Genomic DNA, 25,451 nt, shown 5'->3' with positions numbered 1-25,451 from the left:
CGCGGGCATGAGAGCATCGGGGCATGAGCGACATCGATGGCACGGGTCCCGGCGTAGGCGGCGAGCACGTGGGCCGTGCCCCGATCGCACCGGCCACTCCGAGCAGGCCGGGCCGGTTGGGCATTGGCATCATCTCCGCCGGGCGCGTCGGGGCGGTCCTGGGCTGCGCGTTGCGCGCGGTGGAGCACCAGGTGGTCGGCGTCCACGCGGTCTCGGAGGACTCGCGTGAGCGCGCCGAGATGCTGCTGCCGGGTGTCCCGGTTCTGGAGGTCGAGGAGATCGTCGAGCGCGCCGAGCTGGTCCTGCTGGCCGTGCCCGACGACGCCCTGGAGCCGCTCGTCCAGGGGCTGGCGGATCTGGAGCGCTGGCAGCCGGGCCAGCTGGTGGCCCACACCTCGGGTCGCTACGGCGCCGCCGTGCTCGCACCGGCTCAGCGCTGCGGGGCGATTCCGCTGGCGATCCACCCGGCGATGACCTTCTCCGGGTTCTCCACGGATGTGGCCCGGCTCGTCGGCTGCCCGATGGCCGTGACCGCGCCCGCCGCGGTGCTTCCGATCGCGCAGGCGCTGGTGGTCGAGCTCGGCGGGGAGCCCTTCGTCCTGGAGGAGTCGGCGCGCCCGACCTACCACGCTGCTCTCGCCCATGGCGCCAACCACCTGCTGACTGTGGTGACGCAGGCCGTCCGGGTGCTGGCGGCCGCCGGGGTCGAGGACGGCGCGGCCACGCTCGGCCCCCTGCTCACGGCGGCCCTGGACCGGGCCCTGCACGAGGGCGAGGCGGGACTGACCGGCCCGGTCTCCCGGGGCGACGCCGGAACAGTGGCCTCCCACCTGGAGGCGCTCTCCTCGTTGCGCGACGGCGAGGGGCGGGGTCTCGACGACGTCGTCGCCTCCTACCGGCAGTTGGCCGCCGCCACCACCGAGCGCTGCGAGGCCGTCGGGCGTCTCACCACCGAGCAGGCTCTGCGCCTGCGCGAGGTCCTGGGCCCGGAGCGGCTCGAGGACTGACCTGCGAGGGATCAGCGGCCTGAGTGGCGGCGACGGCGCGCGCGAGCCACCGGTCGAGCTGCTCTGCGCGGGAGCGGCGCAGCGCCCGCTCGCTGATCCTCGCCGCAAGCTCCTTGGCGTCGGCGGCGTCGAGATTCGTGATCGAGGTGGGGACCTCTTGGGCGACCATGTCGAGCCGGAGGGAGGCCAGGCTCCGCCGGCGCGCCAGCGGCCCCTGGCGCACGCGCAGGGACTGGATGCGCTCGTAGGGGAAGACGGCGACTCGCCGTCGCCAGCGTCCGTGTCGGATGATGACACAGGTGTCAGTGAGGACAATGGCCGCGCGCCGCCAGGTCAGGGGACGGAAGAGCCGCCCCCTGCGGCTGAGGCGAACGAAGCCGCGCTCAGTCGAGCCCGCAGGGGCCTGCGGGTCGCCGACGCCGTCGTCGTCGCGGCCGGTGAGGACCTGGGTGAGCAGAGTGTCCGGGTCGGGTACCCCCAGGTCGGGGACCACGAGCCACAGTGCGCGCAGGGCGGTGTCCCGGCTCCCCACGGGCAGGAGCAGGTTGCCGATCTCCCGAGTCTGGCCGTCATGGGGGTTCTCGTCGCGGCCGGCCACGGTGACATTCACCTTCCACCAGTCCTTGCGGCGCCACAGGATCGGCCCGACGAGCCCGACACCGTGGACCCGCCCGGGCGGGAGCGTCCGGGAGGTCTCCGAGGTGAGGCCATAGCTCATGCGGATACCGCTGGGGGTGGCGGCGGCGTGGAAGTTCCAGGCACTGTTGAAGTGGCTCCACACGATGGTCGCCATCGCGATGACGATCGTGATGTAGGACGAGATGAGCGTCAACGCTTCGCCGCCGGTCACGGAGTCCGTGATGAGGATGAGGATCCCTACCGCAAGCGTGCCGATGATCGTCAGCCCGAGCACATAGACCGAGGAGCTGCGCAGCAGGGACCCGAGGAGGGTGGCGCCGTCGACGCTGTAGAGCGGGTATTCCTGGAAGTGGGAGGCCCGCAGATGCGGGGAGCGCGGCATGGAGCCAGTGGCGCTCTCCGAGCCCGTGGCCCTCTCCGGCGTGAGGCCCTCGGGTCGGGCGGTGGAAGCGAGACCGTCGATGCCGCCGGTGTCGTAGCCCGCTCCGTTGTCTTGGACGGCACCGTCCTCCGAGGCGGGTCCGGGCATGTCGATCTGTCCGGCGGCCAGGTCGAGGATGCGGTCACGCAGGGCCTGGAGCTCACGGGTGGTGAGGAAGCCGATGACGACCCGCGAGTTCCGGCCGCCGGCGACCTCGACGGTCAGCTTCCCCAGGCCGAAGAGGCGTCCGAGCAGGGGGTGGACGACGTCGACGGACTGGATGCGAGGCAGACGGGCTGTGCGCAGCTTGCGGCTGAGGATGCCCGAGCGCAGGTAGACACCGTCGGCGTCCACGGCGTAGGCGCGCCGCCACCAGCTGAGCAGTCCGAGGCCCGCCCACACGACGATGAGTGCGACCAGACCGAGCAGGTAGTAGCCGATCTGACCGCCCGGGGAGAAGCCGTGCTCGCTGATGAACTGATAGGCGCGCACCAGCTCGTCGAGGTTCTGGGCCGTGACGAAGGCGAGGACACCGGTGACGATCTTCCAGCCCTCCAGCAGCGGCGTGATGAGGCTGACGCGGTGCCAGGTGACGTTGTCGGGAAGGGTCAGGTCCCGGGAGGCGGTGGGCTCACTCTCCCCCGAGTCCCCCGCCCTCGCCTTCCGGGCGGCCTCCAGCCTGCTCTCCCAGCTGGAGCTCACAGCCCGGCCATCCTCTCCTCACCGCGCTGGGACAGGACCTGGCGCAGGTTCTCGGCCTCGGCCACCGGCAGCCCGTTGATCGTGGCGTCGGTGCTGGCCGAGGCCGTGTGGAGCCTGACCTCGGCGATGCCCAGCCGGCGGGCGAGCGGCCCCTGGGAGGTGTCCACGAACTGCATGCGCCCGTACGGGGTGACGGTGATGGAGCGGAACATGACGCCGTGGCGCCACAGGAGGTGGTTGTCCGCCAGGGCGTAGCCCATGGCCCGCACCTGGCGCGGAATGAGCCAGAGCTGCCAGATGAACAGGATCGGGGCGAGCGCCGCCGGGATGAAGAATCCGGAGGAGAAGAGCACCCCGGGGATGACGAAGCCGATGACGAGGACGGCGCAGAAGAGACCGACTCCCAGGATGCGGGCGGTGATGAGGCGGTGCGAGACCGGGTGGAAGACGACGCCGTCGGGGGCGAAGGGGTCGGCGCCGGCAGGTGGCCGCACGGCCGGCTCGTAGCCATGGCCGGAGGCCGGGACGGCGGAGGTGGCGGGGGCAGCGGGGACGGCGTCGGGACTGGTCATGCGGGAGCTCCTGGTCCTTCGGGGGCCCGCCCGGAGGTGCCCGATGCACCGTCGTCGTCGCCGTCACCGGAGATGGAGCACCACTGCTCGACGACGAAACCGATGATGCACCACACGAGGCAGGCGATGAGGCACCCGGTCGAGGTCCAGGCCAGGTGAGTCATGGCCGGCGAGCGCGGTGTCACCAGCGCCAGGATGATCCCGCCGCCGTAGACGCCGCCCAGGACCGCCCCCACGATGGCTGAGGCCTGGGCGGCGGCGGCCGTGGTGGCTGCGCCGGTAGGGGTGATCCAGGTGTGCTCGCGCGCCCGCAGACGCCTGACCGCCAGACCGGCCACCAGGACGATCCCGGCGATGACCAGCGCGGTCACCGCCCCCCAGGGGGAGAGGACGGGGACCCAGCCGACGTGACGCAGAAGGAGGTCACCGATCACCCAGGAGGCCACTGCCGCGGCGATGAACCAGGTGACGGCACTGGTCCAGCGGGTGCGCCGCATCAGACGTCCTGACGGGGACCTGTCCCCTGGGCGCCACCGCCGATGACGTCGTTCCACTGGAGCGGGGACCTCCAGGCGTCCCCGGCGGCGTCATTCTGCTGGTCGTTGGGGAACTCGCCCGGGCCGTCCGTGTGGCCGGGGGCGTAGGCGCCCTGCGGCCCGGCCGCCTCAGGGGCCGAGGCGGCCTGGTAGGGCGAGTCGACCTGCGGGGCCTGCCCGGTCCAGGCGTTCGCCTCGTTGGAGGAGTCGAACGGCAGCTGATCGAAGGGCGCCGGCTCAGCCTGCGGCTGGTCACTGAGGGGCTGCGCGGGGGCGGCGGGCTCTGCGGCGGCCGATGAGACGTCGGAGACGCTGCCGGCGTAGTCGGCGGACAGGGAGGCGTCGGCCACGGAGGACTCGTCACGGGTGGCGTCGTAGACCAGACCGGGCTCGGCGCCGGCGGCGGCCTGCTCCACCGGGGGCTCCACGTAGGGGCCGGTGGGCTTGTCCGGCAGGGCGTCGGAGTCGAGCCAGTCGAAGGCCAGCCAGCGCAGGCCACCGCGGTCGGGGGCGTTCTCGGCGAGCTCGGACACGGAGCGCCCGGACAGCTCGGCGAAGGGGTCGGCCTGGCTCCACGGCACGAGGACGAAGGCGCGCTCAGCGGCGCGCGGGTGCGGCAGGGACAGGGCCGGGTCGGCGGAGGTGACGCCCTCGACATCAACCAGGTCGACGTCCAGAGTGCGCACGCCCCACGGCTCGGTGCGCACGCGCCCGGCCGCGGTCTCCAGGGACTGGCAGACCTCGAGCAGCTCTCGCGGGGAGAGGGTCGTCATGGCTGTGACCACCGTGTTGAGGTAGTCGGGCTGGGGCTCGGCGCCCTCGGCGACGACGGCGACCGTGCGGGCCAGCGGTGCCACCTGCGTGACCTCGATGCCCTCGGCGGCCTTGAGACTCTGGACGGCCGTGCGCAAGGAGTCCACGACGCCGCCGACGTTGGCGCCCAGGCCGAAGACGACGCTGACGGGGCGGGCGGGCCGCTCGGCGAGCGGGTCAACCGGAGCGGCGGGAGCAGCCGGAGCCTCAGGCGCGGCGGGGGCCGCCGCCGGTGCGGTGCCGGGGGCCGCGGCGCCCGGGAAGTCGGACTGCATCGACGGCGCGGCGTACAAGCCGTCAGCGGACTGGGAGAAGTCCTCAGAGACGGAGGGCTGGGAGTAGGAGGGCTCGGAGTAGGCCGGCGCCGCGCTCTCCTGGCTCACGGCCCCGGGGTACTCACCAGGGACGGCGAAGGCACTGGGCTCCGGCTCACCCAGAGGCTGGGAGGCCGGGACGGAGGAGGCGTCAATGAATCCGTCGGTGTCGGTGGTCCGGGAGCTGGAGGCGTCACCGCCCAGCGCGGGGAAGGAGAAGCCGGCCGCGTCGGCGCCCGCCGTCTCGGAGGCGGCGTCCCCGTCGTAGCCGGTCTGGTTGTAGGCGGCTCCGCTGTAGGAACCGGACTCGTCAAAGGCGACGGATCCGCTCAGCAGGCTCGCGGAGCTCTCGACGGCGGAGGCGGCCTGCTCCTCATCATCCTCGGAGGAGGCCACGTGGCGGCCTTCGTGGGGCAGCCGGACAGCGAGGTCGCCGGCGGCAGAGGCCGGCTCGGACGAGGCTCCTGCGGAGGCGTCGGCAGCCACCTCCTGGGCGTAGCTGGGGGCGGCGGGCTCCGGCTCGGTGGCAGAGGGCACCGCGCCCAGCGCGTCGGCCGCCAGGCTCACGAATCCGTCGGCGCCGGCGGTCCTGCCGGCGGAGGCCGCGGTGGGGGCGCTGGTCGAGGGGGTCTCCAGCGCACTCGATGCGGCGTAGGAACCGGCTGCCGCGCTGGAGGCATCCGAGGTCTCCGAGGCCTCGGGAGCCTCAGGAGCCCAGGAGGAGACCGATGAGACGGAGGAGTCGGCGCCGTCGGCGGCCCAGTCCGGCGCCCAGGACTGGGTCGACTCGGCGTCCCCACCGGGGAGGCTCGACTCGATCGGCATCGGCGTGGGGATCGAGGGCGCGGCGGCCGCGAAGGGCGAGCGGGCAGGCGCCTCCAGCGGCGAGGCCGGCGAGGGCGTCGGGGTGATGGGAGGCTCGGAGGTCGGCACCTCCGGCGCGGCGGCTGCGTCGCCGCCGGCGAAAGAGGCGCCCGCGAAGTCGGGGGCCTCCGAGGCGAGGGGCGCCGAGGCCGTGGCGGCGGGGGGCTCGTAGGTGGGCGCCGCCGGTGAGGGGGCCGCCACCGGGGAGGCCGAGGAGGAGGGAGAGGCATAGGGCTGGGCGGAGACGGCCACCGGCGCCTCGGCCTGCGCGGCCCAGGCGGCCTGGCTGGTGGCGGGGGCCCCGCCGTGGCCGGCTGCGGCGTCGGCCACCCGGTGGATGGTCACCGAGACGTCCTCGAAGGCGACATCGAGGGGGGCCTGGGGCTTGTGCACGGTGACCTCGGCGGCCACGACGCGAGGGAAGGACAGGACCCGCTCGGCGATCCGGTCCGCCAGGGACTCGATGAGGTTGACCGGCTCCCCCTCAATGATGCTCACGATGCCGTTGGCCACGCGGGAGTAGTCGACGGCGTCGGTCACCGAGTCGGTGACGGCGGCCACGGCGGTGCCGCGCTGCCCCAGGTCGAGGATGACGTCGACCGTGAAGAGCTGGCCCTCCTCGCGTTCGAAGGGCAGGACGCCGTGGTGCCCACGGGCGGACAGGCCGATGAGGCTGATCCGGTCGGTGGTCGCGGAGACGGTGGTGCTCACTGGTGTTCCTTCCAGAGGGAGGCGGTGCGGACGGCGGCCCGGTTGGCCGGGACCTCGTGGACTCTGACGGCCCAGGCGCCTGCGGCGGCGGCCAGGGCGGTGGTGGCGGCGGTGACGGCGTCGCGCTGGACGGGGGTGGCCTCGGCCTCGGCGGCCTGGGCGAGGAAGCGCTTGCGGGAGGCCCCGACGAGGAGCGGCCGGTCGAGGTCGGCGATGAGGCGGGAGGTGGCCGCCAGCAGCTCCCAGGACTGGGCGTGGGTCTTGGCGAAGCCGAGACCGGGGTCCAGGACCACCTGGGAGCGGTCGACCCCGGCGGCGTCCAGCTCGGCCAGGCGCTCGCGCAGCTCGGCCTCGACTCCGGCGACGACGCCTCCCGGGTAGTCGGTGAGCCGGTCCATGGTCTCGGGGTCGCCGCGCCAGTGCTGGCAGACATAGACAACGCCGGTGCGGGCGATGAGGGCGTGCATGGCCGGGTCGGCCAGGCCCCCGGAGACGTCGTTGATGATGTGGGCGCCGGCGTCGATGGCGGCCTCGGCGGTGGCGGCGTGGATGGTGTCCACCGAGATGATGGCGCTGCCGGCAGCGTCGGTCCCGCCGGCCCCGTCAGCGAGGAGCGCGCGCACCACGGGCAGAACCCTGGTGATCTCGGTGTCGACGTCGACCCTCTGGGCGCCGGGACGGGTGGATTCCCCGCCGACGTCGATGATGTCGGCGCCCTGGGCGATGAGCTCGCGGGCGTGGGCGACGGCCGCCTCGGGGTCGACCCAGCGGCCGCCGTCGGAGAAGGAGTCGGGAGTGACGTTGAGGACGCCCATGAGGAGCGTCCGGTCGCGGGGCACGAACCCCGGCAGGGGGGCCGGGGCGGCGGTGGGAAGAATCGTCACAGGGTCAGGCTAACGGTTGGCCCGCCGCTGCGGGAGGACCGAAACATCTTCAGCCCACCACAAACTGAGAGCCGGGACACGATCCGGCGGGACCAGGGCACCCCACATCGACCAAAACTTCATAGAAGACGCGGAGCCGTGTCGTCTATGAAGTTTTGGTCGAAGTGACTGGGGGTCACGGCTGGAAGTGACTGGGTCCGCCACTGCCGGCAGCAGCGGACCTCCCTCGAAAGGCGGAGACGCCGCCGCAGTCCGTCCCTTCGACGCATTCCGGCTCGATGGCGCCATTTCTAGGGTTTTTCGCGTCACCAGGGCAGTCCCGGGCATCGCATGACAAGCGACCGGCTCCGCCCACCACACGAGCCAGCCACCGAGAAGGGTCATGAGATGACACACCCGCACCAACCGCCGTCCTCCGGCCGCACCATCAGTCCCACGCCGGTCCCCCAGGCGCCGTCGGCCGCCCCGGGGGCGCCGACGGCGCCTACCACTCCTGCTGCAACCGCACCGATGCGGGTCGTCGAGGCCCGCGGTCTGACCAAGGTCTACGGCGAGGGCGAGGCCCGTGTCGTCGCCCTGGACTCAGCGAGCCTGGTGGTGGGACGCGGCGAGTTCGTGGCCATCATGGGCCCCTCCGGCTCGGGCAAGTCCACTCTCCTGCACTGCCTGGCCGGTCTGGACACCCCCACCTCCGGGAGTGTTCTCATCGCCGGCCAGGACCTGTCCGGCATGAAGGACAAGCAGCTCACCACCGTGCGCCGCGACCGCCTCGGCTTCATCTTCCAGTCCTTCAACCTGCTGCCCACCCTGACCGCCGAGGAGAACATCCTCCTGCCCCAGCGCCTGGCCCACCGTAGGCCTCAGCAGGACTGGTACGACGCCGTCATCTCCACCCTGGGAATCACCGACCGTCTGTCCCACCGTCCCAACGAGCTCTCCGGCGGCCAGCAGCAGCGCGTGGCCGTGGCCCGCGCCCTGGTGGGCCGCCCCGAGGTCGTCTTCGCCGATGAGCCCACCGGCGCCCTGGACACCGCCTCGGCCGCCTCCCTGCTGGCGACGCTGGCGAACATGTGCGAGCGCCTGGGCCAGACGGTCGTCATGGTCACCCACGACGAGCAGGCCGCGGCCACCACCAACCGCATCATCCGCCTGCGCGACGGGCGCATCACCGGGGTCGAGACCGTGCGCCGGCCAGCCGGTACCCGCGTGGCCGAGTCCAGTGCGCGTCACGCCGCCGGCCCCTCCCCCGCTGCCGGCCCTGCGCCCCGGATGGAGGCCCGCTGATGCCCTCACTGCTCGACGTTCGGCGCACCGCCGCCGCCCTCGTGGCCGTGGCCATGAGCACCGCCCTCATCGCCTTCTCCTTCATCGTCTCCAACTCCTTCCGCACCCAGATGGAGACCGGCGCACGCCTGTCCGTGGGGGACGCGAGCGTCGTCGTGCAGGAAGGTCGTAGAGCCAACAGTAAGGAAGGCGCTCTGGACGACTCCCTCATCAAGAAGATCTCCGCCCTCGACGGGGTCGCCTCCGTGCGGGGCCGCCACTGGGACGTCCTCGCCCTCGACCTGCCCAAGCAGCTGCGCAATGCCACCCACATCGCCGTCAGCGCTCAGGACGTTCCGACCCTCAGCCGGTTCACCACCCTGAGCAGCGGCCGCCTGCCCACCGCCTCCGGCGAGGTCGCCATCAGCACGATGCTGGCCGAGCAGCAGGGCCTCAGCGTCGGCAACACGATCCGCCTCACCACGAACGACGCCGATGACAATGCCGACGCTCCGCACAGCACACCCACGGTCGTCGGCATCGTCTCCCCCGGTCCCGACACCGAGGTGGAGGGAATTGGAGCGGTCTACGCCACCACCGCGCAGCTCCAGGCGATGGGCGCCAACACCAACTACCACCAGCTCTACGTCACCGCGAAGCCGGGAACCGACACCGCCGCCTTGACGTCCGCGGTGGAGCAGACGGCCCACGCCGTCCAGCCCCACGCCTTCATTCAGGACAGGGAGACCGTCATCTCCCAGCGCTCCGAGAACCAGCAGGGCGGCACGATGATCGCCAGCATCCTCAACGTCCTGGCACCGGTGTGCGCGATGGTCGCCATCATCGTCATCGCCACCACCTTCAGCACCCTCGTAGCGCGCCAGACGCGCACGATCGGGCTCATGCGCTGCATCGGCACCACCCGCCGTCAGGTGATGCTCGCCGTCCTGCGCACCGGGCTCATCACCGGCCTGCTCGGGTCCGTCCTGGGCACGGCCGCGGGAACCGGGATCGCCGCGGCCGTCATCTCCTCGGGGCGCTTCGCGGACCTCAAGGCCGATCAGCTGACCATCTCACCGGCGTCGCTGGCCCTGACCATCGCCCTGGGCACGCTGGTCACTCTCATCGCGGTCCTGCGCCCGGCCCGCAAGGCCACCCGCATCTCCCCGCTCGTGGCCCTGACCGGGCAGGTGGCCAGCGTCAAGCAGGCCGGCCGCGCCAGGGTGTGGGCGGCCGTCGCCGGGGTCCTCGTCGCCGGCGCCGGCGCGGCCGTGATCGCCCTCGGCATTCAGATCTCCGACATCTACGTCACCGCCGGCGGCAGCGCCGTCGTCGTCCTCGGAGCGGTCCTCGGTCTGCCGGCTCTGGTGACCGCCATCATCGGCCTCATCGGCCGAGTCAGCAGCAGTACTCGATTCCCCGTGCTGCACCTGGCCACACGCAACCTGGCCCGTAACTCCGGACGCTCCGCCACAGCCGCCGCCACGCTCTTCATCTGCGTCCTGGTGGGCTCGGGGCTCTTCGTGGGCCTGTCCTCCCTGAACGCCTCCTTCGAGAGCATCCTCGGCCACAGCTCCCCCGTGGACGCCAGGATCTTCGGGGTCACGCCGCAGACCGATACCACGCACCTGACGCAGCAGATCAAGGCGGTCGACGGCGTCAAGGACGTCACCTACGTCCCGACGCTCGAGCTGACTCAGACCGTCGACGGACAGACCAAGAACATCGTCGTCGACGTCATCGACACCAAGGCCATCGTCCCCATGGTGCGCACGACGAGCGGCCTGGAGGACCTTGATGACGGCACCCTCATTGTGGGCGAGCTCTACGACATTCCGGATGGTTCCAAGGTGACCCTGACCGGCGCCGCCGGCAACGTTGAGCTGACGGCCCGCGTTCGCGAGGGCTGGGGCGGTGTCATCACCCCGGCGACGGCGCAGCGCCTCAACGGGGACGCCCCCACCGACACCACCATGTGGGTGCGTTCCACCGGCAGCACCATGACACCGGCCACCGAACACGCCCTCCATGCCGCGGTCCGGGGCCAGGAGCTCATGGTGAGCGGGAGCGCCGCCGGTGTCGAGCTGATGTCGGCCCAGATCATGAAGGTGGCCCTCATCGTCTGCCTGGTTCTGGGTGCCGCTTTGGTCATCGCCCTGTCCGGGCTGGCCAACATCACGGATGTCTCGGTCCTGGAGCGGGTACGCGAGATCGGGGTGCTGCGCGCCACCGGCAGCTCACACCAGGAAATCCGCCGCCTCATCACCACCGAGGGGATCCTCGTGGCGGCCGTGGGTGGGGGCCTGGGGCTCCTCGTCGGGACGGCGCTGGGTGTCTCCGAAACGCTCGCGATGGCCAAGTCCGCCGAGGGCATGACGGTGCACGTCCCCTCCCTCGGACTGCTCGCCCTGTTCGCCGTGACGCTGGCCGTCGGCCTGCTGGCCTCGGTGCGCCCGGCCGGCCGGGCCGCCTCGGTGCCGCCGGTCAGGGCCCTGTCCGAGGAGTGAGGAGACCGGCGGTGAGGGTTGCTCCAGTGACCGGGACGAGGGTCTCAGGCCCCCTGGGTCTTGTGGACGGCGACGACGAGCTTGAGGCGGGACGGGACGTCGTACTTCTTCATGAGGTGGGAGACGTGGGTCTTGACCGTGGACTCGGCGACGACGAGCTGCTCGGCGATCTCAGCATTGGAGTAGCCCTCGCACAGGAGGGTGAGGACCGCCTGCTCGGCCTCGGTGACGTCGGGGGCCTGGGCCGTCTGCGGGGAGCGCAGGTGGCGGGTGACGAGCCGGGAGGTGGCGGCCGGGGAGATCGTGGTCCCGCCTGCGCTGGCGGCGATGACGGCGCGGATGATCTCCTCGGGCGAGGCGTCCTTGAGCAGGAAGCCGTTGGCGTGCTGTGCGAGCGCAGCCACCATCGCCTCGTCGTCGTCGAAGGAGGTCAGCACGACGACGGCCGTGCGGGGCCACTGGCGGCGCACCCGGGTGAGCAGCTCCAGGCCGTCCATCTCGGGCATGCGCACGTCGGTGAGCAGGACGTCCACGCGGATCTTGTGGAGGAAGGCCAGGGCGTCGGCGGCGCGGGAGAAGGTGCTGGTCACCTCGATGCGCTCGTCGGAGCTGAGGTAGGTCCGCAGCGCCTGCAGGACGAAGGGGTCGTCGTCGACGATGGCGACGCGCAGGACCTGTGAGGGGGCAGCCGGGCCATCAGTCACGTTGGGAACCGTCATGGACGGATATTATCCGGATCGACTCAGGGGAGGGTGGTGAGACGGTGCCCGCTGTTGCGGCGAATCTGATGCAGCCCACGCGGTACACGACGTGGCGGCCGACGTGGCGGCTGCACCTGGCGCACGCCTTCCTGGCCGCGATGGTCACTCTCTTCTCGATCGCAATGACCTGGCCGCTGTCCTCCATGACGGTCCTCTTCGAGGTCGCCGGGGGCCTGGCGCTGGCGCTGTGCAGCCGATTCCCGTGGCCCGGGGCTGTGCTGGGTGCTGCGGTGACCTGGGCCAGCATTGTGATGCTGATCGAGGTTCCCTTTTCTCCGGGCATCATCCCTTGGCTGTGCACAGCGATTCTCGTGGCCCGAGGCTTCTCGCGTATGCCCGCCTACAGCCTGGTGGTCTTCTCGCTGGTGATTGTGATCGCCGACGTCCAGTGGGGCGGAGCAAGCACGAGTTGGTTCTCGCTGTTGCAGGTCTCGCTCCTCGCCGGGGGCGGGGCGATCACTCTGGCCGAGCTCATCCGCAGCCCGCGAGACCAGGCCGAGCGCTCCCTGCACACCTACCGCGAGAGCATGGAGCGCCAGCGCCTCCTGGTGGTCACCGAGCTGCACGACACCGTGGTGCGCGACCTGACTCACGCGGTGATGACAGCCGAGCAGGCCAGGCTCGCGCACCCCGAGGACACGGCGCTGGCGCCCGAGCTGGACGCGATGACGACGGCGGTGCGCGCGGCGGTGGAGCAGATGCGGCACGCGCTGCGCGCCATGAGCGACATCCGTGGGGGCGAGCGGCTGGATATCGAGGCGACCTCCGCGCCGCGCCCCCTGGAGGCGGTCATCGCCGACGCCGCAGCCATCCTGGGGCAGAGGGGGGCTCGCCTGGAGGTCGAGGGCCTGGAGCTGCTCGGGATTCCGATGATCCCACCGGGCGTGCGCCTCCAGTTGCTGCGGGTGCTGGGCGAGTTGGTGTCGAACATGTCCAAGTACACCGCTCCGCAGGGGCGGGCGCGGCTGGTCATCGAGTCCGACGGGCGATCCCTGGAGGCGATGGCGAGCAACGATGTCAGTCTGCCGGGGCAGGCCGGCGACGTATGGGCAGGGGCGCTGGGGAGCGGTGTGCCGGCCTGGGGTGCCTTCTCCTCGGGCCTGGGCCTGGAGGGGGCGCGGCGCCGCGTGGAGGCCCTGGGCGGCAGCCTGAGCGTGAGTCAGGGCGAGGGCCGCTGGACCACCATCTTCTCCGTCCCCCTCCAACCCATGTCCCCAGTACCTACCGACTGAGGCACCGGCGGGGGCATTCCGCGCGGCCAGGTGCGGGTGGTGCCCAGTGGGGACACGTCACGCGTCCGGGGACGCACATCCTGTCCCCGGACGCGCGGACTGCACCCGTCGATGTCGAATGTCCCCGGCCAGGAGAGCCTTCTGCCCACGCCGCGTCCCTCACGAGGGCAGGTCGGCCAGTCCAGCCGCGGAGGAAGTGAGCGGGATCGTGTCCAAATCGGAGACAAAGGCTCGGAACGGACACATACTGACGAAAGAAAACCGCATGATTCCGCGGTTTGCTTGGACGGCCAAGGAGTGCTGGGGGTCCTTTGTCACCGATTTGGACATCCTGCCCCGCGATCGCCTCCGTTGGCGTTGTCAGTGCGCGCTGCCGAGCTCGACGAGGAGCACCCCGGCCATGATGAGCGCAATGCCGGCCACCATGGTACGGGTCAGCGGCTCACCGAAGAGAAGCCTGGAGGCGATTGCCGTCACGGCCACTCCCCCGGCCGACCAGATCCCGTAGGCGACACCGAGCGCCAGCCCCTCCTTGAGGGCCAGGGTCAACATGGCGAAGGCCCCCAGGTAGCCGGCCATGACGAGGCCGTACCATCGCAGTCCTCTGCCGTCGGAGGCGAGCTTGAGCGAGAGTGTGCCGGTGGTCTCGGAGGCTATGGCCGCCACAAGGTAGACCCCGCTCATGACGCCCCACCGTCCTCGTGCTGCGTGCCTGCGCGCTGCGCCCCGACCTCGACGAGGAGCACCCCGGCCATGATGAGCGCGATGCCGAGGGCGACAAGCACCGTCATCGGCTCACCGAAAACAAGCAGCGACAGCACCGCGGTCAGCGCCACTCCCAGGGCACCCCAGAGCCCGTAGGCGACGCCGAGCGGCATGCCCGCTTTGAGCGTCAGCGACAGGAGGATGAAGGCCAGCGCGTACCCGATCCCGACGACGATGTAGAAGCCCGGATGGTTCAAGGCCTGGCGCAGGGCGAGGGTCGCCGACACCTCGGAGACGATGGCGCCTCCGAGCGCCGGCCAGGCGCAGACGCCGCGGCCCGTCACCCCCAGGCGCTCCTTCAAGGCACCGAGCACGGTCGGGCCTGTGGGTGCGTCTGCGCGGCACGCGCTCCCCCACGTCGACGGGCAGAGCACGTCCCTGACCGTCACGCCCGGTTCTCCGCGGTCTCGAGCCGCCGGCAGACCATGGAGCCGAAAGCCAGTGCCGGGACGATCATGAGCAGTGCGTTGGGCCCCCACCACAGCGGGTCGAAGTCACGGTAGAAGGCCCAGAAGGAGATCGCCATGAACCCGGCGCAGAAGGTGAGCATGAGCCCGACCGTCAGCACCAGGTCCCCGATCCTGCTGCCCACGCGCGTCAGGTGGGCGCCGAGGAAGACGGTCAGTGCGGCTGCCACGTCGAGAGGGAAGAAGGACCAGTTCCAGGCCTGGATGACCTGGTTGGAGTAGTCCTTGAAACGCAGGTGCTCGGGAATGAGGTTGAGGAAGACAGCCGCCCAGTAGAGCAGCAGCCCGGCATCGACGGCCACCAGCAGCCTCTTGTACGTGGGACTCATCGCCCCACTATTTCACCGGTCCTCTCCGGTGTCGAGGCCTCCTGACCGTTCAGGACCGCCGGCCCAGGACCAGGCTCATGGCCTCGGAGCGGGTGGCGGCGTTGCGCATGATGCCGCGCACGGCGGAGGTGACCGTGTTGGAGCCGGGCTTGCGCACGCCCCGCATGGACATGCACAGGTGCTCGGCCTCAACGACGACGAGCACGCCACGGCACTGCAGACGCTCGACGAGGGCGTCGGCGATCTGCCGGGTGAGCCGCTCCTGGACCTGGGGTCGCCGGGCGTAGCCGTCCACGAGGCGCGCCACCTTGGACAGGCCGGTGACGCGCCCGTCCTCGCTGGGGATGTAGCCCACGTGCGCCGCCCCGTGGAAGGGCAGGAGGTGGTGCTCGCACACCGAGTACATGGGAATGTCACGCACGAGGACCATCTCCTCGTGCCCGACGTCGAAGACCCGCTCGACGTGCTCGGCCGGGTCCTGGTCGAGGCCGGCGAACATCTCCGCGTAGGCGCGCGCCATGCGCTCGGGGGTGTCCCGCAGCCCGTCGCGCTCGGGGTCCTCCCCGATGGCGACGAGCAGGTCGTGCACCGCCCGCCGCACGCCCTCGGCGTCATAGCTCATGGTCAGCCTCTGCTTCTCCGCGCCTGCCGGGCCCACCGGGCCCGGGCCGGCTCACTGGTTGTAGCCCCAGAAGTCGTCGCTGCCGTGGGAGTCGCCGGACTCACCGCCAGGGGCGGAGGCGGCCTCGACGACGGGCAGCGACTCGTCGCTGCGCCACAGGGGCCGCTCGGGCTGCTTGACGACGGCCGCGAAGATCCTCTCCAGGTCCTTCTCCAGGAGCGTCTCACGGGTGAGGAGCTCCTCGGCCAGCTCGTCGAGCACGGCGCGGTTGCGGGTGAGGATCTCCCAGGCCTCCCGGTGGGCGGTGTCCAGCAGGGAGCGGACCTCGGCGTCGACGGTGGCGGCGACCTCCTCGGAGAAGTCACGGCTGGTGGCGTTGAGCCCCAGGACCGTCTCGCTCTCGGTGGTGCCGAGCTTGACGGCGCCAACCGCGCTGGTCATGCCGTAGTCGGTGACCATCTTGCGAGCCGTGGCGGTGGCCTTCTCGATGTCGTTGGAGGCACCGGTGGTGGGATCGCGGAAGATGATCTCCTCGGCGGCCCGCCCGCCCATGGCGTAGACGAGCTGGTCGAGCAGCTCGTTGCGGGTGGTGGAGTACTTGTCGTCCTGGGGCATGACCTGCGTGTAGCCCAGGGCGCGCCCGCGCGGCAGGATCGTCACCTTGGTGACCGGGTCCGAGTAGGCGCCGGCGGCCGCGCACAGGGCGTGGCCGGCCTCGTGGTAGGCGGTGACGCGCTTCTCGTGGTCGCGCATGACGCGGGTGCGCTTCTGCGGGCCGGCGATGACGCGGTCGATGGCCTCGTCCAGGGCCCGGTTGTCGATGAGGTGGGCGTTGGAGCGGGCGGTGAGCAGGGCGGCCTCGTTGAGGACGTTGGCCAGGTCCGCGCCGGTGAAGCCGGGGGTCCGCTTGGCCACGAGGTCGAGGTCGACGTCGTCGGTCAAGGGCTTGCCCTTGGCGTGGACCTTGAGGATGGCGGCGCGACCGGCCATGTCGGGGGCCTCGACGCTGACCTGCCGGTCGAAGCGGCCCGGGCGCAGGAGGGCCGGGTCCAGGACGTCGGGGCGGTTGGTGGCGGCGATGAGGATGACGTTGGTGTTGGCGTCGAAGCCGTCCATCTCGACGAGGAGCTGGTTGAGGGTCTGTTCGCGCTCGTCGTGCCCGCCGCCGGTGCCGGAGCCGCGGTGGCGGCCGACGGCGTCGATCTCGTCGACGAAGATGATGGCGGGGGCGTTCTCCTTGGCCTGGTCGAACAGGTCGCGCACACGCGAGGCGCCCACACCGACGAACATCTCGACGAACTCGGAGGCCGCCATGGAGAAGAAGGGCACGCCGGCCTCACCGGCGACGGCCTTGGCCAGGAGGGTCTTACCGGTTCCGGGCGGGCCGTAGAGGAGGACGCCCTTGGGGATCTTGGCGCCGACGGCGCGGAACTTCTCCGGCTCGGAGAGGAACTCGCGGATCTCCTCGAGCTCCTCGACGGCCTCGTCCTCGCCGGCGACGTCGGCGAAGGTGACGTCGGGCATCTCCTTGGAGCCGACTTTCGCCTTGGAGCGACCGAAGCCCATGGCGCCGCCGCGCCCGCCGCCCATGCGACTCAGCAGCCACCACATGAAGCCACCAAGCAGGATGGCGGGGACGAGCAACTGAATGAGGGAGGACCACCAGCTGGTGGTGGGCACCACGGAGTTGAAGCCCTCCTTGGGGGCGGCGGCCTGCACGAGGCGGTCGACCTGCTCGGCCTGGGCGTCGGTGTAGGAGAACTCGACCTTCTTGCCCACCGGGCGGGACTCGAGCCCCTTCTTCTTGGGCTGGACATAGGTGGTGTTGAGGTCCAGCTCGACGCGCTGAGTGCCGTCGACGACGGTGATCGACTTGATCGTGTCCGGCTTGTCCCGCAGGAGCGTCAGACCGTCGGAGGTGTCGATGGTGCGGTAGCCGAACATCGAGGAGAAGACGGCCCAGCCGAGGATGACGACCAGAAGGAAGGGCACCAGCCACAGGAATGGGTTGCCCAGGGTGTCGCGGAGCTTGCGGTCACGCTTGCCGCGGTCGTTCTTGCCGGCCTTGCCCGGCTTGTCCGAGTCCTTGCGGCCGGGCTCACGCCCAGAATCTTTCATCGTGCGGTAGGTCCCTTCAACATACTTGACCCTCAGACGTTAGCCGATAGCACGGCAAAGGTCCCATTGCGCTTGCTCACGTTCGCGCCGGGCGTGGCCGGGAAGATCCGGGGAAGCGGGCCGATGGAAGGCTTCCTGGCCCCGGGGACGCACCTGAAGCCCGGAGGACCGCGGCCCCCATGGTACGTGCGCGGCAGCCCTGCAGGTCTCAAGCCCGCTCAGCCCCACACCTCGCTTCAGGCTCGGCGCAGGCGCAGGGCGATGAGGCCGCCGGACAGCAGGATCGCCGCGACGGACAGCACGCCGATCGCCACACCGGTCACCGGCAGCCACCGCTCCCGGACGCTCCGAGCGGCGGGCCGCTCAGCAGCACTCGTGACACCCTTCGTGCCATGACTGCCGCCTGCGCCCACGACGACCTCGTTGTGGTCACCGCTGCCGGCTCCGCCCGAGGACTGCGAACCGGCGCTCGAGCCGTCCGGCACCGAGCCTCCGTTGGAGGACGGGGCGCCAGCGGCCGGCCCCTGCTGAGCCCTCTGCTGAGGCGGGGCCGACGCCGAGGCCGAGGCCTCCGGGGCCGGCGTCGCAGTGCTCCCGGCACCGCCACCGGCACCGGCACCGGCACGCTGCTGATCCGTCGGCGCGGCCGCGCCGGCCTCGGGAGCGGACCACTGCGGGCGCGCCACCAGAGCCACATCGGCCATCGTCTGCGCATCCAGGGTCTGCGCCTGGGCCGTGCCGGTCGAGGCCCGCACGACTTGGTTGTTGCCGATGTAGATGCCGACGTCGTAAACGTTGGCGAACACCGTGGACTGGGAGGGAGCCGAGCCGGAATCGCCCTGCCCCTCGGGCAAGGGTTTGGAGAAGAAGACAATGTCCCCGGGGCTGATGGAGCCATCCGTGTTCAGCCACAGACGCCCCTGAGAGTTGAACCAGCCGGCCAGGTCGTCCGGCTTCCAGCTCCCGGAGAGGTCCTGCCCGACGTCGGCCCGGTAGCCGACCTGGGTGTTCTGGTCCGCCGCATACGTGGTGTGCGAGTAGTCCCAGCCGGAGAGCACCATGCCCACCAGGGCCGAGGACGTGATCGCGTAAGGGGCGGAGCCGCTGGCGTGCACGTTCGCGCCCGACAAGGGGGTGGGGCGCGACGCGTCCGACACCAGGGAACCCCCGGCGTTGACGAAGGACTGGGTCCGGGCCACCACGTCGTTGGCGGCGGCGCCGTCCGAGGCGACGGTCGGGGCGGCCGACAAGCCCTGCGGCACGGCCCACTGGCCATCGGCCAGCATGACGGACACGGCGCCCAGCGCGCCATCGGGACTGGTGCTCTCCACGTTGTAGGTCAGGCCGCCACCGTCACCGGGCGCCTCGTCACCGAGGGTGGTCAGGGTGCCGGAAGCGCCGCTGACCTGCGCCATCTCGGCCACCGTATTAAACGTGTCGTCGGCGGCCGGCTCGGCGGCCACCGGGGCCATCATGGGGATGCTCAGCGAGGACGACAGCACCACCGCGCCGACGAGGCCAACCAGCCTCGGGGCACGTCGACGCACAGCCTTCTTCACTGTCACCAACAGTCCTTCCACGTCACCCGCCGGAAGGAGGCGTCCACCGGCGATCTATACTTGTTATCTTAACGTAACGTACGCGACTCCGACCACCTTGAAAAGGGGGCAAGTCGCAGTTCATGGGCCTCCTGATCGCCACCCGACGACGACGCTCAAGCGCCACATTCCTTTATTTTTCCGTCGTCCCCTCAGGCTTTGTCAAGGTTGACCTGGATCAGTCAGCCGCCGTAAACCTCAGGTCGCAGCGTACCGATGAACGGCAGGTTGCGGTATCGCTCGGCATAGTCCAGCCCGTAGCCGACGACGAACTCCGTAGGAATATCGAAGCCGACGTACTTGACGTCCACCTCGACCTTGGCGGCGTCGGGCTTGCGCAGCAGCGTGGCGATCTCCACCGAGGCCGCACCGCGGGAGGACAGGTTGCCCACCAGCCAGGACAGGGTCAGCCCGGAGTCGATGACGTCCTCGACGATGAGGATGTGACGGTCGGTGACGTCGGTGTCCAGGTCTTTCAGGATGCGCACCACGCCGGAGGACTTGGTGCCCGAGCCGTAGGAGGACACCGCCATCCAGTCCATCGGCGCGCTCATGTGCAGCCTGCGCGACAGGTCCGCCATGACGTAGACGGCACCCTTGAGCACACCCACGAGCAGCGGGTCGCGGCCGGCGTAGTCCGCGTCGATCTGCGCGGCCATCTCATCGAGGCGCTGCCCGATCTGCTCCTCGGTGATGAGAACCTGCTGAAGGTCCGATCCCATGTCCGTGGCGTCCATACGCCCTACCTTCCTCATGTGTCGTCATGGCTGCGCGGGGCCACCGGGGCCGGGGAGGCCACCGGTCCGCGTCGACGCCATAAGCCTGCCACAACGGGCCCGGACCTGGCACTTCAGCTGACGCGGCGCACCCACACGTCGGGGCGGGCGAGCTCAGCCGGAGTGGGCAGCAGCTCGGGGGAGGCCCACACGGCATTGAGCCCCTCGTGCCCGATGCGGGTCACGACGCTGCGCACGAAGGCGGCGCCGTCGGCGTACTGGGCCTCCTTGGCCTCCAGCCCCATGAGCCGGTGCAGCAGGAGCGACCCCAGGCCGGGCCCGGGGCCGATGCCGCCGTCAGCCGCTCGGCTGCGCGAGAGCACGGCCCGAAGCCGGTGGACCGAGGGCATCCGGTTGGGATGCACGTCATCCAGGACGACCTCGGCGTGCCCCTCCAGGAAGGTCAGCGCGGCCGCCAGGGAGGCGACCTCGGAGCGATCCGTGACGTTCATCAGCCCCTCGAGCACCCGTCCTCGACCGGCGCGCGCCGCAAGGCGCACCGCCCGGCCCCGCCGCGGCCGCCTCCCGCGCCCCTGTGGGCTCGCTCCGCCAGCTCCGCCGGCACTGCCGTATGCGGTCTCGACGACGGCGCCGATCACCATGCGCATGGAGTCGGACAGGTAGGGGCCGAGCCAGGGCGCGGCGGCCAGCTGGACGGCGTGCGTCATCTCATGCAGGCAGACCCAGGCGGGCAGGTCGAGCATGTCGAGGTCCATCTGGCGGCGCATGGCCAGCACGTTGGGGGCCACGAGCAGGAGGTGCGGCGCCGTCGCCTCCCCGTCTCCGCCCATTGTCACGTCACCGGCCGGTGCGGAGGCGGGCGTCGCGGCGTCGCCACCCTCGCCGATGGGGCGGGCGGAGCCGGTCCCATGGCCGTGGGGGCTGCTCGGGGCCGCGGGCACCACCTGCCCCAGGAGGCGGGTGGCGAGCAGGCTCATCGCTCCGGCGACCTCGGCGGCCCCGACGAGCTGGATCGCCTCCGAGGCCTTCGGGGCGGGCACCTGCTCCATGAGGCCGCGCAGCGCCCGGGTGGAGGCCCGCACGAGGCCGGCCCGGTCGACGACGCTCACGCGGGTGGTCTCGGCGACCTGCTGGGCCGCCCGGTTCAGGCCGGTGATCCTGGCGACCCAGGCCGGCGCCTCCTGGGCGGAGCGGCGCAGGACCGCCACCGAGCTGGCGCGAGCTGAGCGCGAGGCGCTGGGGCCCGCCGGGATGAGCGCGGTCAGGCGCTCCACCGTCCGCCAGTCGACGAGTCCCGCTGCTGTGCCCTGGGTCGTCACCGTTACGCCTTTCTCACTAAGGTCACCGGGCTGATCGAGCCCACGCCTTTCGCCGATCCTCCGGACACGCCGCCGCGTCCCTCAGGAGCAGCCGCAGGAGGCCAGGGGCGCCACGAAGTGGTTGTCGATCGCGGCTACGGCCGCCAATCCGCCGCTGGCGGGGAATCCGTTGGCCAGGACCGCGAAGGCCAGCTGGCGCCCGTCAGCGGTGGTGACGACCCCGGCCAGGGAGGAGATCTGCTCCAGTGAGCCGGTCTTGGCGCGCACCGTCCCGGCCGCGGTGGTGTCGTGCAGACGGTCTTTCAGAGTCCCGTCCAGGGCGGCGACGGGCAGATCGGCGACGAGGGTGCGTCCAGCGGGGCCGCCCTCACCGCCTGCGGCCTTGGCGAGGATCTGGGTCAGGAGCCTGGCGGGGACCTTGTTGCCCTTGGCCAGCCCGGAGGAGTCCAGGAGCGTCACCCCTGAGGTGTCGAAGCCGTCCTTGCGCAGCTGGGCGAGCACGGCCTTGGAGGCTCCGGCGAAGTCGGGGGTCTCCTTGGCCTGCACGGCCACGAGCCGACCCTCGACCTCGGTCATCGTGTTGTCGGAGGTCTTCAGCGACACGGCGAGGACGTCGGCCAGCGGGGCGGAGGAGACCGAGGCCAGCTCCCGGGCCCCTCCGGGGGCTGCGGCGCGCGTCGTCTCGCCGTCGATCGTGATGCCGGCCTCGCTCAGGTGCTTGGCGAAGGCCTGGGCGGCTTCCATGGCCGGGTCATCCGGGTAGCCCTGGTTCTGGGTGGCCGAGACATCCACCATGATCGGCTGGATCTTGGCCACGAACTGCTGGTTGCCGTCTTCCCACTTCTCGTTCCATTGGGCGCCGGTGAACAGGGTGTCGTCCAGGCGCAGGGAGACCGACGTCGTCCCCTGGGACTTGAGCTTCTCGGCGGTGGCGCGGGCGAGGTCGCCCAGGCCCGCACGGCCGGCCGTGGCGTTCGGGTTGCCCTCGTTCTCGGCCAGCAGCACGTCACCGCCGCCCACGAGGGTGAGGGTCTGTCCCTCCAGGACCGTCTTGGTCTGGAGCGTGTGGCCCGGTCCCATGGAGGACAGGGCGGCCCAGGCGGTGAGCACCTTGTTGGTGGAGGCCGGCGTCACCCCGGTGGACGCCGAGCGGTCCAGCAGCTCCTCGCCGGTGGCGACATCGATGACGGAGGCCGTCACGTTCGCACCGTTCAGGGCGGCGTCGGAGACCACGCCCTGGATGTAGCCGTTCAGGCTCGCCTTGGAGGGCACGGGAGCGCCCTGATCCAGGCCGGAGGGGGCGGTGGTCTTGGCGCTGGGACCGATCGGCGTCGGGAAGGGATGGGGGGCGACGTCGGCGTAGGCGACCGTCACCGGGCCGGGCACCAGGTCGAGAGCATCGCCCAGGCTGTAGTAGCCGCCGAAAACCAGCAGGCTCGCCGCTGTCAGGGCAGCGGTCTGGACCTTGCGCATACGTCCTCCGGACTGGGTTGTGGACAGGCTGGGATGGCCTGTATATCAGGTGGGTGGGGCGCCCAGAAGGTTACTGCCCTCCGGTGCGCCGACGTGCAGAGTACGCGTTTACCGACCTCAGGCGCTGTCGTACGCCACACTAGTGCCATCAATACCCGCCCCGCCGGATCGACGCCGACCACCAGGCACCGTTCCAGCGCCCATCGAGCTGAAGACACGAGCGAAGGAGGCTCCCCGTGGAGTTCGACGTCACGATTGAGATTCCCAAGGGCAACCGCAACAAGTACGAGATCGATCACGAGACCGGCCGGATCCGCCTGGACCGCATGCTCTTCACCTCGACGCGCTACCCCGACGACTACGGCTACATCGACGGGACCCTCGGCGAGGACGGCGATCCCCTGGACGCACTGGTCCTGCTGGAGGAGCCGACCTTCCCCGGCTGCGTCATCCGCTGCCGCGCACTGGGCATGTTCCGCATGCGCGACGAGAAGGGCGGCGACGACAAGGTCCTGTGCGTGCCCAGCGCCGACCAGCGCGCCTCCTGGCGTACCGACATTGAGGACGTCTCGGAGTTCCACCGCCTGGAGATCCAGCACTTCTTCGAGGTCTACAAGGACCTCGAGCCCGGCAAGTCCGTCGAGGGCGCCCACTGGGTGGGCCGCGAGGAGGCCGAGGAGGAGATCCGCCAGTCCTTCCAGCGCGAGACCGACCGCGTCGCCCGCGAGGGTCACTGACGCTAGCCGGGCGGGCGGGGCGACATACATGCTCCGGCACCGGCCCCACAGCTCGCGACTGACGAACCGCCCGCCCCACCTTAGAGGCGCACCGCGTAGGGCATGACGCCGGAGTAGCGCATGGAGGTGACGCGCACGGTCATGCCGAAGGTCGGCGCCTCGATCATCGTGTCGTCACCCAGGTAGATGGCGACGTGGTAGATGCCGGACTGACTGCCGTCGGAGGACCAGAAGACCAGGTCCCCGGGCTGGGCGGCGTCGAGCGGGACCTGGTCCCCCTCCCCGTACTGCACGCGCGAGGAGTGCGTGAGGTACACGCCGGCAGCCGCGTAGGAGACCATCGTCAGCCCGGAGCAGTCCAGGCCCGACGCCGACTCCCCGGCCCACACGTAGGGGGTGCCGATGTAGCCCATGGCCGCGCTGATGGCGGTGGAGGCGGCGTTGCCGGAGCGCGATGGTGCGGGTTCGGGGGCCGGTGCGGGCTCCGAGGACGGTGCGGGCTCGGGGGACGGTGCGGGAGCTGCCTCCTCCTCATCGACCGCTTCGGGTTCCGGCTGAGAGGTGGTGGCGGGTTCCTGGGCTGAGGCCCGGTGTCCCGGGCTGGGCTGGCTCGACTGCTCCTGCGGCGCGGGGGTCGATTCCTGGGGCTGGGCGGTGGCCTGCTCGGCCTGCTTCTGAGCGCGCTCGGCGGAGGCCTTCTCCGAGGCCGCCTTGGCGGCCGCCTGGGCGGCGGCCTCCTCGCGGGCCTTGCGCTCGGCCTCAACCTGGTTCTGGTACTTCGTCTCCAGCTCGACGGTGGTGTTGCGCTGCGCAGCCAGCTGGGTGATGAGGTTCTGGCGGTTGGTCCGGGTGGTGGCGACGGCGTTCTGGGCGTCGCCGGCAGCGGTCTCTGCGTCGGACTTGGCGGTCGCGGCGGAGGTCTTGGCGTCCTCCTTGGCCTTGACCTTCTGATCGGCGATGGCCTGCATGCTCGTGGCCACCGTCTCGAGGGCCTCGACGTTCTGGACCTTGGCGTTGTTCTTCTCGCCGGCACGGGTCAGGGCGACGTCGGCGTCAGCCAGGTCCGCCAGCGACTCGCTGGTGAGGTAGGGGGTGAGCGGGTCGAGCGGGTTGCCGCTCTCCTGGTAGGTCTGGACGACGATCGAGCCGAGGTCGGCACGGGCGGATGCGGTGCTGGAGGCGGCGGCGTCGGCGTTGGCCTGGGCGGTCTGCGCGTCCTTGGTGGCCGTGTTGAACTCATCGACGGCGGCCAGGTAGTCCTCGTTGGCGACCTGAGCCTTGATCTGAGCGTCTTCCAGGTTGCTGCTCTCCTGGGCGAGCTGGGCCTCCAGGGAGGCGATGGAGGTGGAGGTCGAGCGCTCGGAGGCCTTGGAGCGATCAATGTCGCTCTGGTCCACGGGGTCGGCCAGCACCGACGGTGCCAGGGTGCATGCCAGGGCCACGACTGCGGTGGCGACGACACCGTGTCCGTGTCGTCTTGGGGGGATCGGGATCACAGGGGTTCTCCGTCGTAATGGGGCTGAACGTGAGGATGACGCCTCACCCGGGGACTGGCGCCGGCCCACCGCCGGAATCCGTTCCGCGAGATCACGGGGGCGCGGAGTGGATGAGGGGACGAAGACGGCAGACAGCGTCAGCCCGGATGCGACAAAACCACACTAGTCGCTTTGGTCTCATCTGAAAACAAAATTCACACTATTCACAATCGTAACTTACATCCCTGTAGTTAGCGGATTGCGCTTGCGTTAACAGGACTCCGGGCCGCCGTCATAGGGCTGTGACCGATATGACATCCGGCACAAATGACCGTTTGTGCAGGTCAATAAGGGTTTAAACGGCCGGCTCGTCGTTTGCGAAAGGCCCTCGAGCACCGCGGCACAGCCCCTCGGCAACGGGACGCCGGACCGGAGCCGCACCCGCGTCGAGCCCTCTGTGCAGCCACATCGCGGACACGCGTTTGGACCACCCGCGGAGGAAACCGCTAAAGTCGGAGCATGTTCCGTCGTCCTGAGGCCCTTCGGCCGGACACCCCCACTACGGGGCGAATGCGCAGCTGACGC

The 25,451-nt window shown here is 70.8% G+C and carries 21 protein-coding genes; 5 read left to right on the top strand and 16 right to left on the bottom strand.

What is annotated here, in order from left to right:
• Window positions 1–23: 23 nt before the first annotated feature.
• On the top strand, window positions 24–1,007 hold the full coding sequence (locus tag BKH28_RS07090; RefSeq protein WP_178388845.1) for a Rossmann-like and DUF2520 domain-containing protein: 984 nt from the start codon (window positions 24–26) through the stop codon (window positions 1,005–1,007).
• Here the strand turns inward: BKH28_RS07090 and BKH28_RS07085 are convergent.
• Genes BKH28_RS07085 through folP form a run of 5 tightly spaced genes read right to left on the bottom strand, consistent with a single transcriptional unit; the run spans window position 946 to window position 7,463 of the window.
• Complete coding sequence (locus BKH28_RS07085; protein ID WP_081380078.1) at window positions 946–2,769, bottom strand: PH domain-containing protein; 1,824 nt, start codon at window positions 2,767–2,769, stop codon at window positions 946–948. The two genes, BKH28_RS07090 and BKH28_RS07085, sit on opposite strands and share 62 nt — an antisense overlap.
• Window positions 2,766–3,341, bottom strand: a complete 576-nt coding sequence (locus BKH28_RS07080) for a PH domain-containing protein (RefSeq protein ID WP_075418137.1) — start codon at window positions 3,339–3,341, stop codon at window positions 2,766–2,768. Before BKH28_RS07080 ends, BKH28_RS07085 begins: the two co-directional genes overlap by 4 nt.
• Window positions 3,338–3,838: a DUF3180 family protein gene (locus tag BKH28_RS07075; protein ID WP_075418136.1), complete on the bottom strand. Its 501-nt coding sequence runs from the start codon at window positions 3,836–3,838 to the stop codon at window positions 3,338–3,340. The genes BKH28_RS07080 and BKH28_RS07075 overlap by 4 nt, the downstream gene beginning before the upstream one ends.
• Entirely contained in the window at window positions 3,838–6,579 is a 2,742-nt protein-coding gene (gene folK / locus BKH28_RS13540) for a 2-amino-4-hydroxy-6-hydroxymethyldihydropteridine diphosphokinase (RefSeq protein WP_075418135.1), read from the bottom strand. The genes BKH28_RS07075 and folK overlap by 1 nt, the downstream gene beginning before the upstream one ends.
• On the bottom strand, window positions 6,576–7,463 hold the full coding sequence (gene folP, locus BKH28_RS07065) for a dihydropteroate synthase (RefSeq protein WP_075418134.1): 888 nt from the start codon (window positions 7,461–7,463) through the stop codon (window positions 6,576–6,578). The genes folK and folP overlap by 4 nt, the downstream gene beginning before the upstream one ends.
• A gap of 510 nt (window positions 7,464–7,973) precedes the next feature.
• Here folP and BKH28_RS07060 point away from each other — a divergent pair.
• Both BKH28_RS07060 and BKH28_RS07055 read left to right on the top strand, forming a co-directional pair.
• Window positions 7,974–8,747, top strand: a complete 774-nt coding sequence (locus BKH28_RS07060; protein ID WP_081380077.1) for an ABC transporter ATP-binding protein — start codon at window positions 7,974–7,976, stop codon at window positions 8,745–8,747.
• The gene (locus BKH28_RS07055) at window positions 8,747–11,233 is read left to right on the top strand and encodes an FtsX-like permease family protein (protein ID WP_075418133.1); all 2,487 of its coding nucleotides are present in this window, start codon (window positions 8,747–8,749) and stop codon (window positions 11,231–11,233) included. Before BKH28_RS07060 ends, BKH28_RS07055 begins: the two co-directional genes overlap by 1 nt.
• Before the next feature lie 44 nt (window positions 11,234–11,277).
• On the opposite strand, the gene BKH28_RS07050 is transcribed toward BKH28_RS07055, so the two are convergent.
• The gene (locus BKH28_RS07050; RefSeq protein ID WP_075418132.1) at window positions 11,278–11,952 is read right to left on the bottom strand and encodes a response regulator; all 675 of its coding nucleotides are present in this window, start codon (window positions 11,950–11,952) and stop codon (window positions 11,278–11,280) included.
• A 68-nt stretch (window positions 11,953–12,020) separates the two neighbouring features.
• Between BKH28_RS07050 and BKH28_RS07045 the strand changes: the two genes are divergently transcribed.
• Complete coding sequence (locus tag BKH28_RS07045; protein ID WP_256695524.1) at window positions 12,021–13,226, top strand: sensor histidine kinase; 1,206 nt, start codon at window positions 12,021–12,023, stop codon at window positions 13,224–13,226.
• A gap of 360 nt (window positions 13,227–13,586) precedes the next feature.
• Here the strand turns inward: BKH28_RS07045 and BKH28_RS07040 are convergent, their stop codons facing one another.
• The 9 genes from BKH28_RS07040 to dacB all read right to left on the bottom strand — a co-directional run bounded on the left by BKH28_RS07040 (window position 13,587) and on the right by dacB (window position 22,654).
• Window positions 13,587–13,910, bottom strand: coding sequence for a DMT family transporter (locus BKH28_RS07040; protein WP_075418130.1), 324 nt, complete (start codon window positions 13,908–13,910; stop codon window positions 13,587–13,589).
• Window positions 13,907–14,275, bottom strand: coding sequence for a DMT family transporter (locus BKH28_RS07035; protein ID WP_075418129.1), 369 nt, complete (start codon window positions 14,273–14,275; stop codon window positions 13,907–13,909). Before BKH28_RS07035 ends, BKH28_RS07040 begins: the two co-directional genes overlap by 4 nt.
• Window positions 14,276–14,376: 101 nt before the next feature.
• Window positions 14,377–14,787 carry a YvaD family protein gene (locus BKH28_RS07030; RefSeq protein ID WP_075418128.1) on the bottom strand — a complete coding sequence of 137 codons (411 nt, stop codon included), beginning with the start codon at window positions 14,785–14,787 and terminating at the stop codon, window positions 14,377–14,379.
• Between the two features lie 49 nt (window positions 14,788–14,836).
• Complete coding sequence (folE, locus tag BKH28_RS07025) at window positions 14,837–15,409, bottom strand: GTP cyclohydrolase I FolE (protein ID WP_075418169.1); 573 nt, start codon at window positions 15,407–15,409, stop codon at window positions 14,837–14,839.
• A gap of 51 nt (window positions 15,410–15,460) precedes the next feature.
• Complete coding sequence (gene ftsH, locus BKH28_RS07020) at window positions 15,461–17,527, bottom strand: ATP-dependent zinc metalloprotease FtsH (protein ID WP_075418127.1); 2,067 nt, start codon at window positions 17,525–17,527, stop codon at window positions 15,461–15,463.
• A 236-nt stretch (window positions 17,528–17,763) separates the two neighbouring features.
• The gene (locus tag BKH28_RS07015; protein ID WP_075418126.1) at window positions 17,764–19,092 is read right to left on the bottom strand and encodes a hypothetical protein; all 1,329 of its coding nucleotides are present in this window, start codon (window positions 19,090–19,092) and stop codon (window positions 17,764–17,766) included.
• Between the two features lie 215 nt (window positions 19,093–19,307).
• On the bottom strand, window positions 19,308–19,862 hold the full coding sequence (gene hpt / locus BKH28_RS07010) for a hypoxanthine phosphoribosyltransferase (RefSeq protein ID WP_003789094.1): 555 nt from the start codon (window positions 19,860–19,862) through the stop codon (window positions 19,308–19,310).
• Between the two features lie 113 nt (window positions 19,863–19,975).
• Window positions 19,976–21,181, bottom strand: coding sequence for a zinc-dependent metalloprotease (locus tag BKH28_RS07005; protein WP_075418125.1), 1,206 nt, complete (start codon window positions 21,179–21,181; stop codon window positions 19,976–19,978).
• 81 nt (window positions 21,182–21,262) lie between these two features.
• Window positions 21,263–22,654 (bottom strand): D-alanyl-D-alanine carboxypeptidase/D-alanyl-D-alanine endopeptidase, encoded by a 1,392-nt coding sequence (gene dacB, locus BKH28_RS07000; RefSeq protein WP_075418124.1) that lies wholly within the window; start codon window positions 22,652–22,654, stop codon window positions 21,263–21,265.
• A gap of 236 nt (window positions 22,655–22,890) precedes the next feature.
• Between dacB and BKH28_RS06995 the strand changes: the two genes are divergently transcribed.
• Complete coding sequence (locus tag BKH28_RS06995) at window positions 22,891–23,391, top strand: inorganic diphosphatase (protein ID WP_075418123.1); 501 nt, start codon at window positions 22,891–22,893, stop codon at window positions 23,389–23,391.
• Between the two features lie 80 nt (window positions 23,392–23,471).
• Here the strand turns inward: BKH28_RS06995 and BKH28_RS06990 are convergent, their stop codons facing one another.
• The gene (locus tag BKH28_RS06990) at window positions 23,472–24,887 is read right to left on the bottom strand and encodes an NlpC/P60 family protein (RefSeq protein ID WP_081380076.1); all 1,416 of its coding nucleotides are present in this window, start codon (window positions 24,885–24,887) and stop codon (window positions 23,472–23,474) included.
• Window positions 24,888–25,451 lie beyond the last annotated feature (564 nt).

The sequence above is a fragment of the Actinomyces oris genome (assembly GCF_001937665.1).
GTDB classification, from domain to species: Bacteria; Actinomycetota; Actinomycetes; order Actinomycetales; family Actinomycetaceae; genus Actinomyces; species Actinomyces stomatis.
This window is presented reverse-complemented; position numbering and strand designations above follow the sequence as displayed.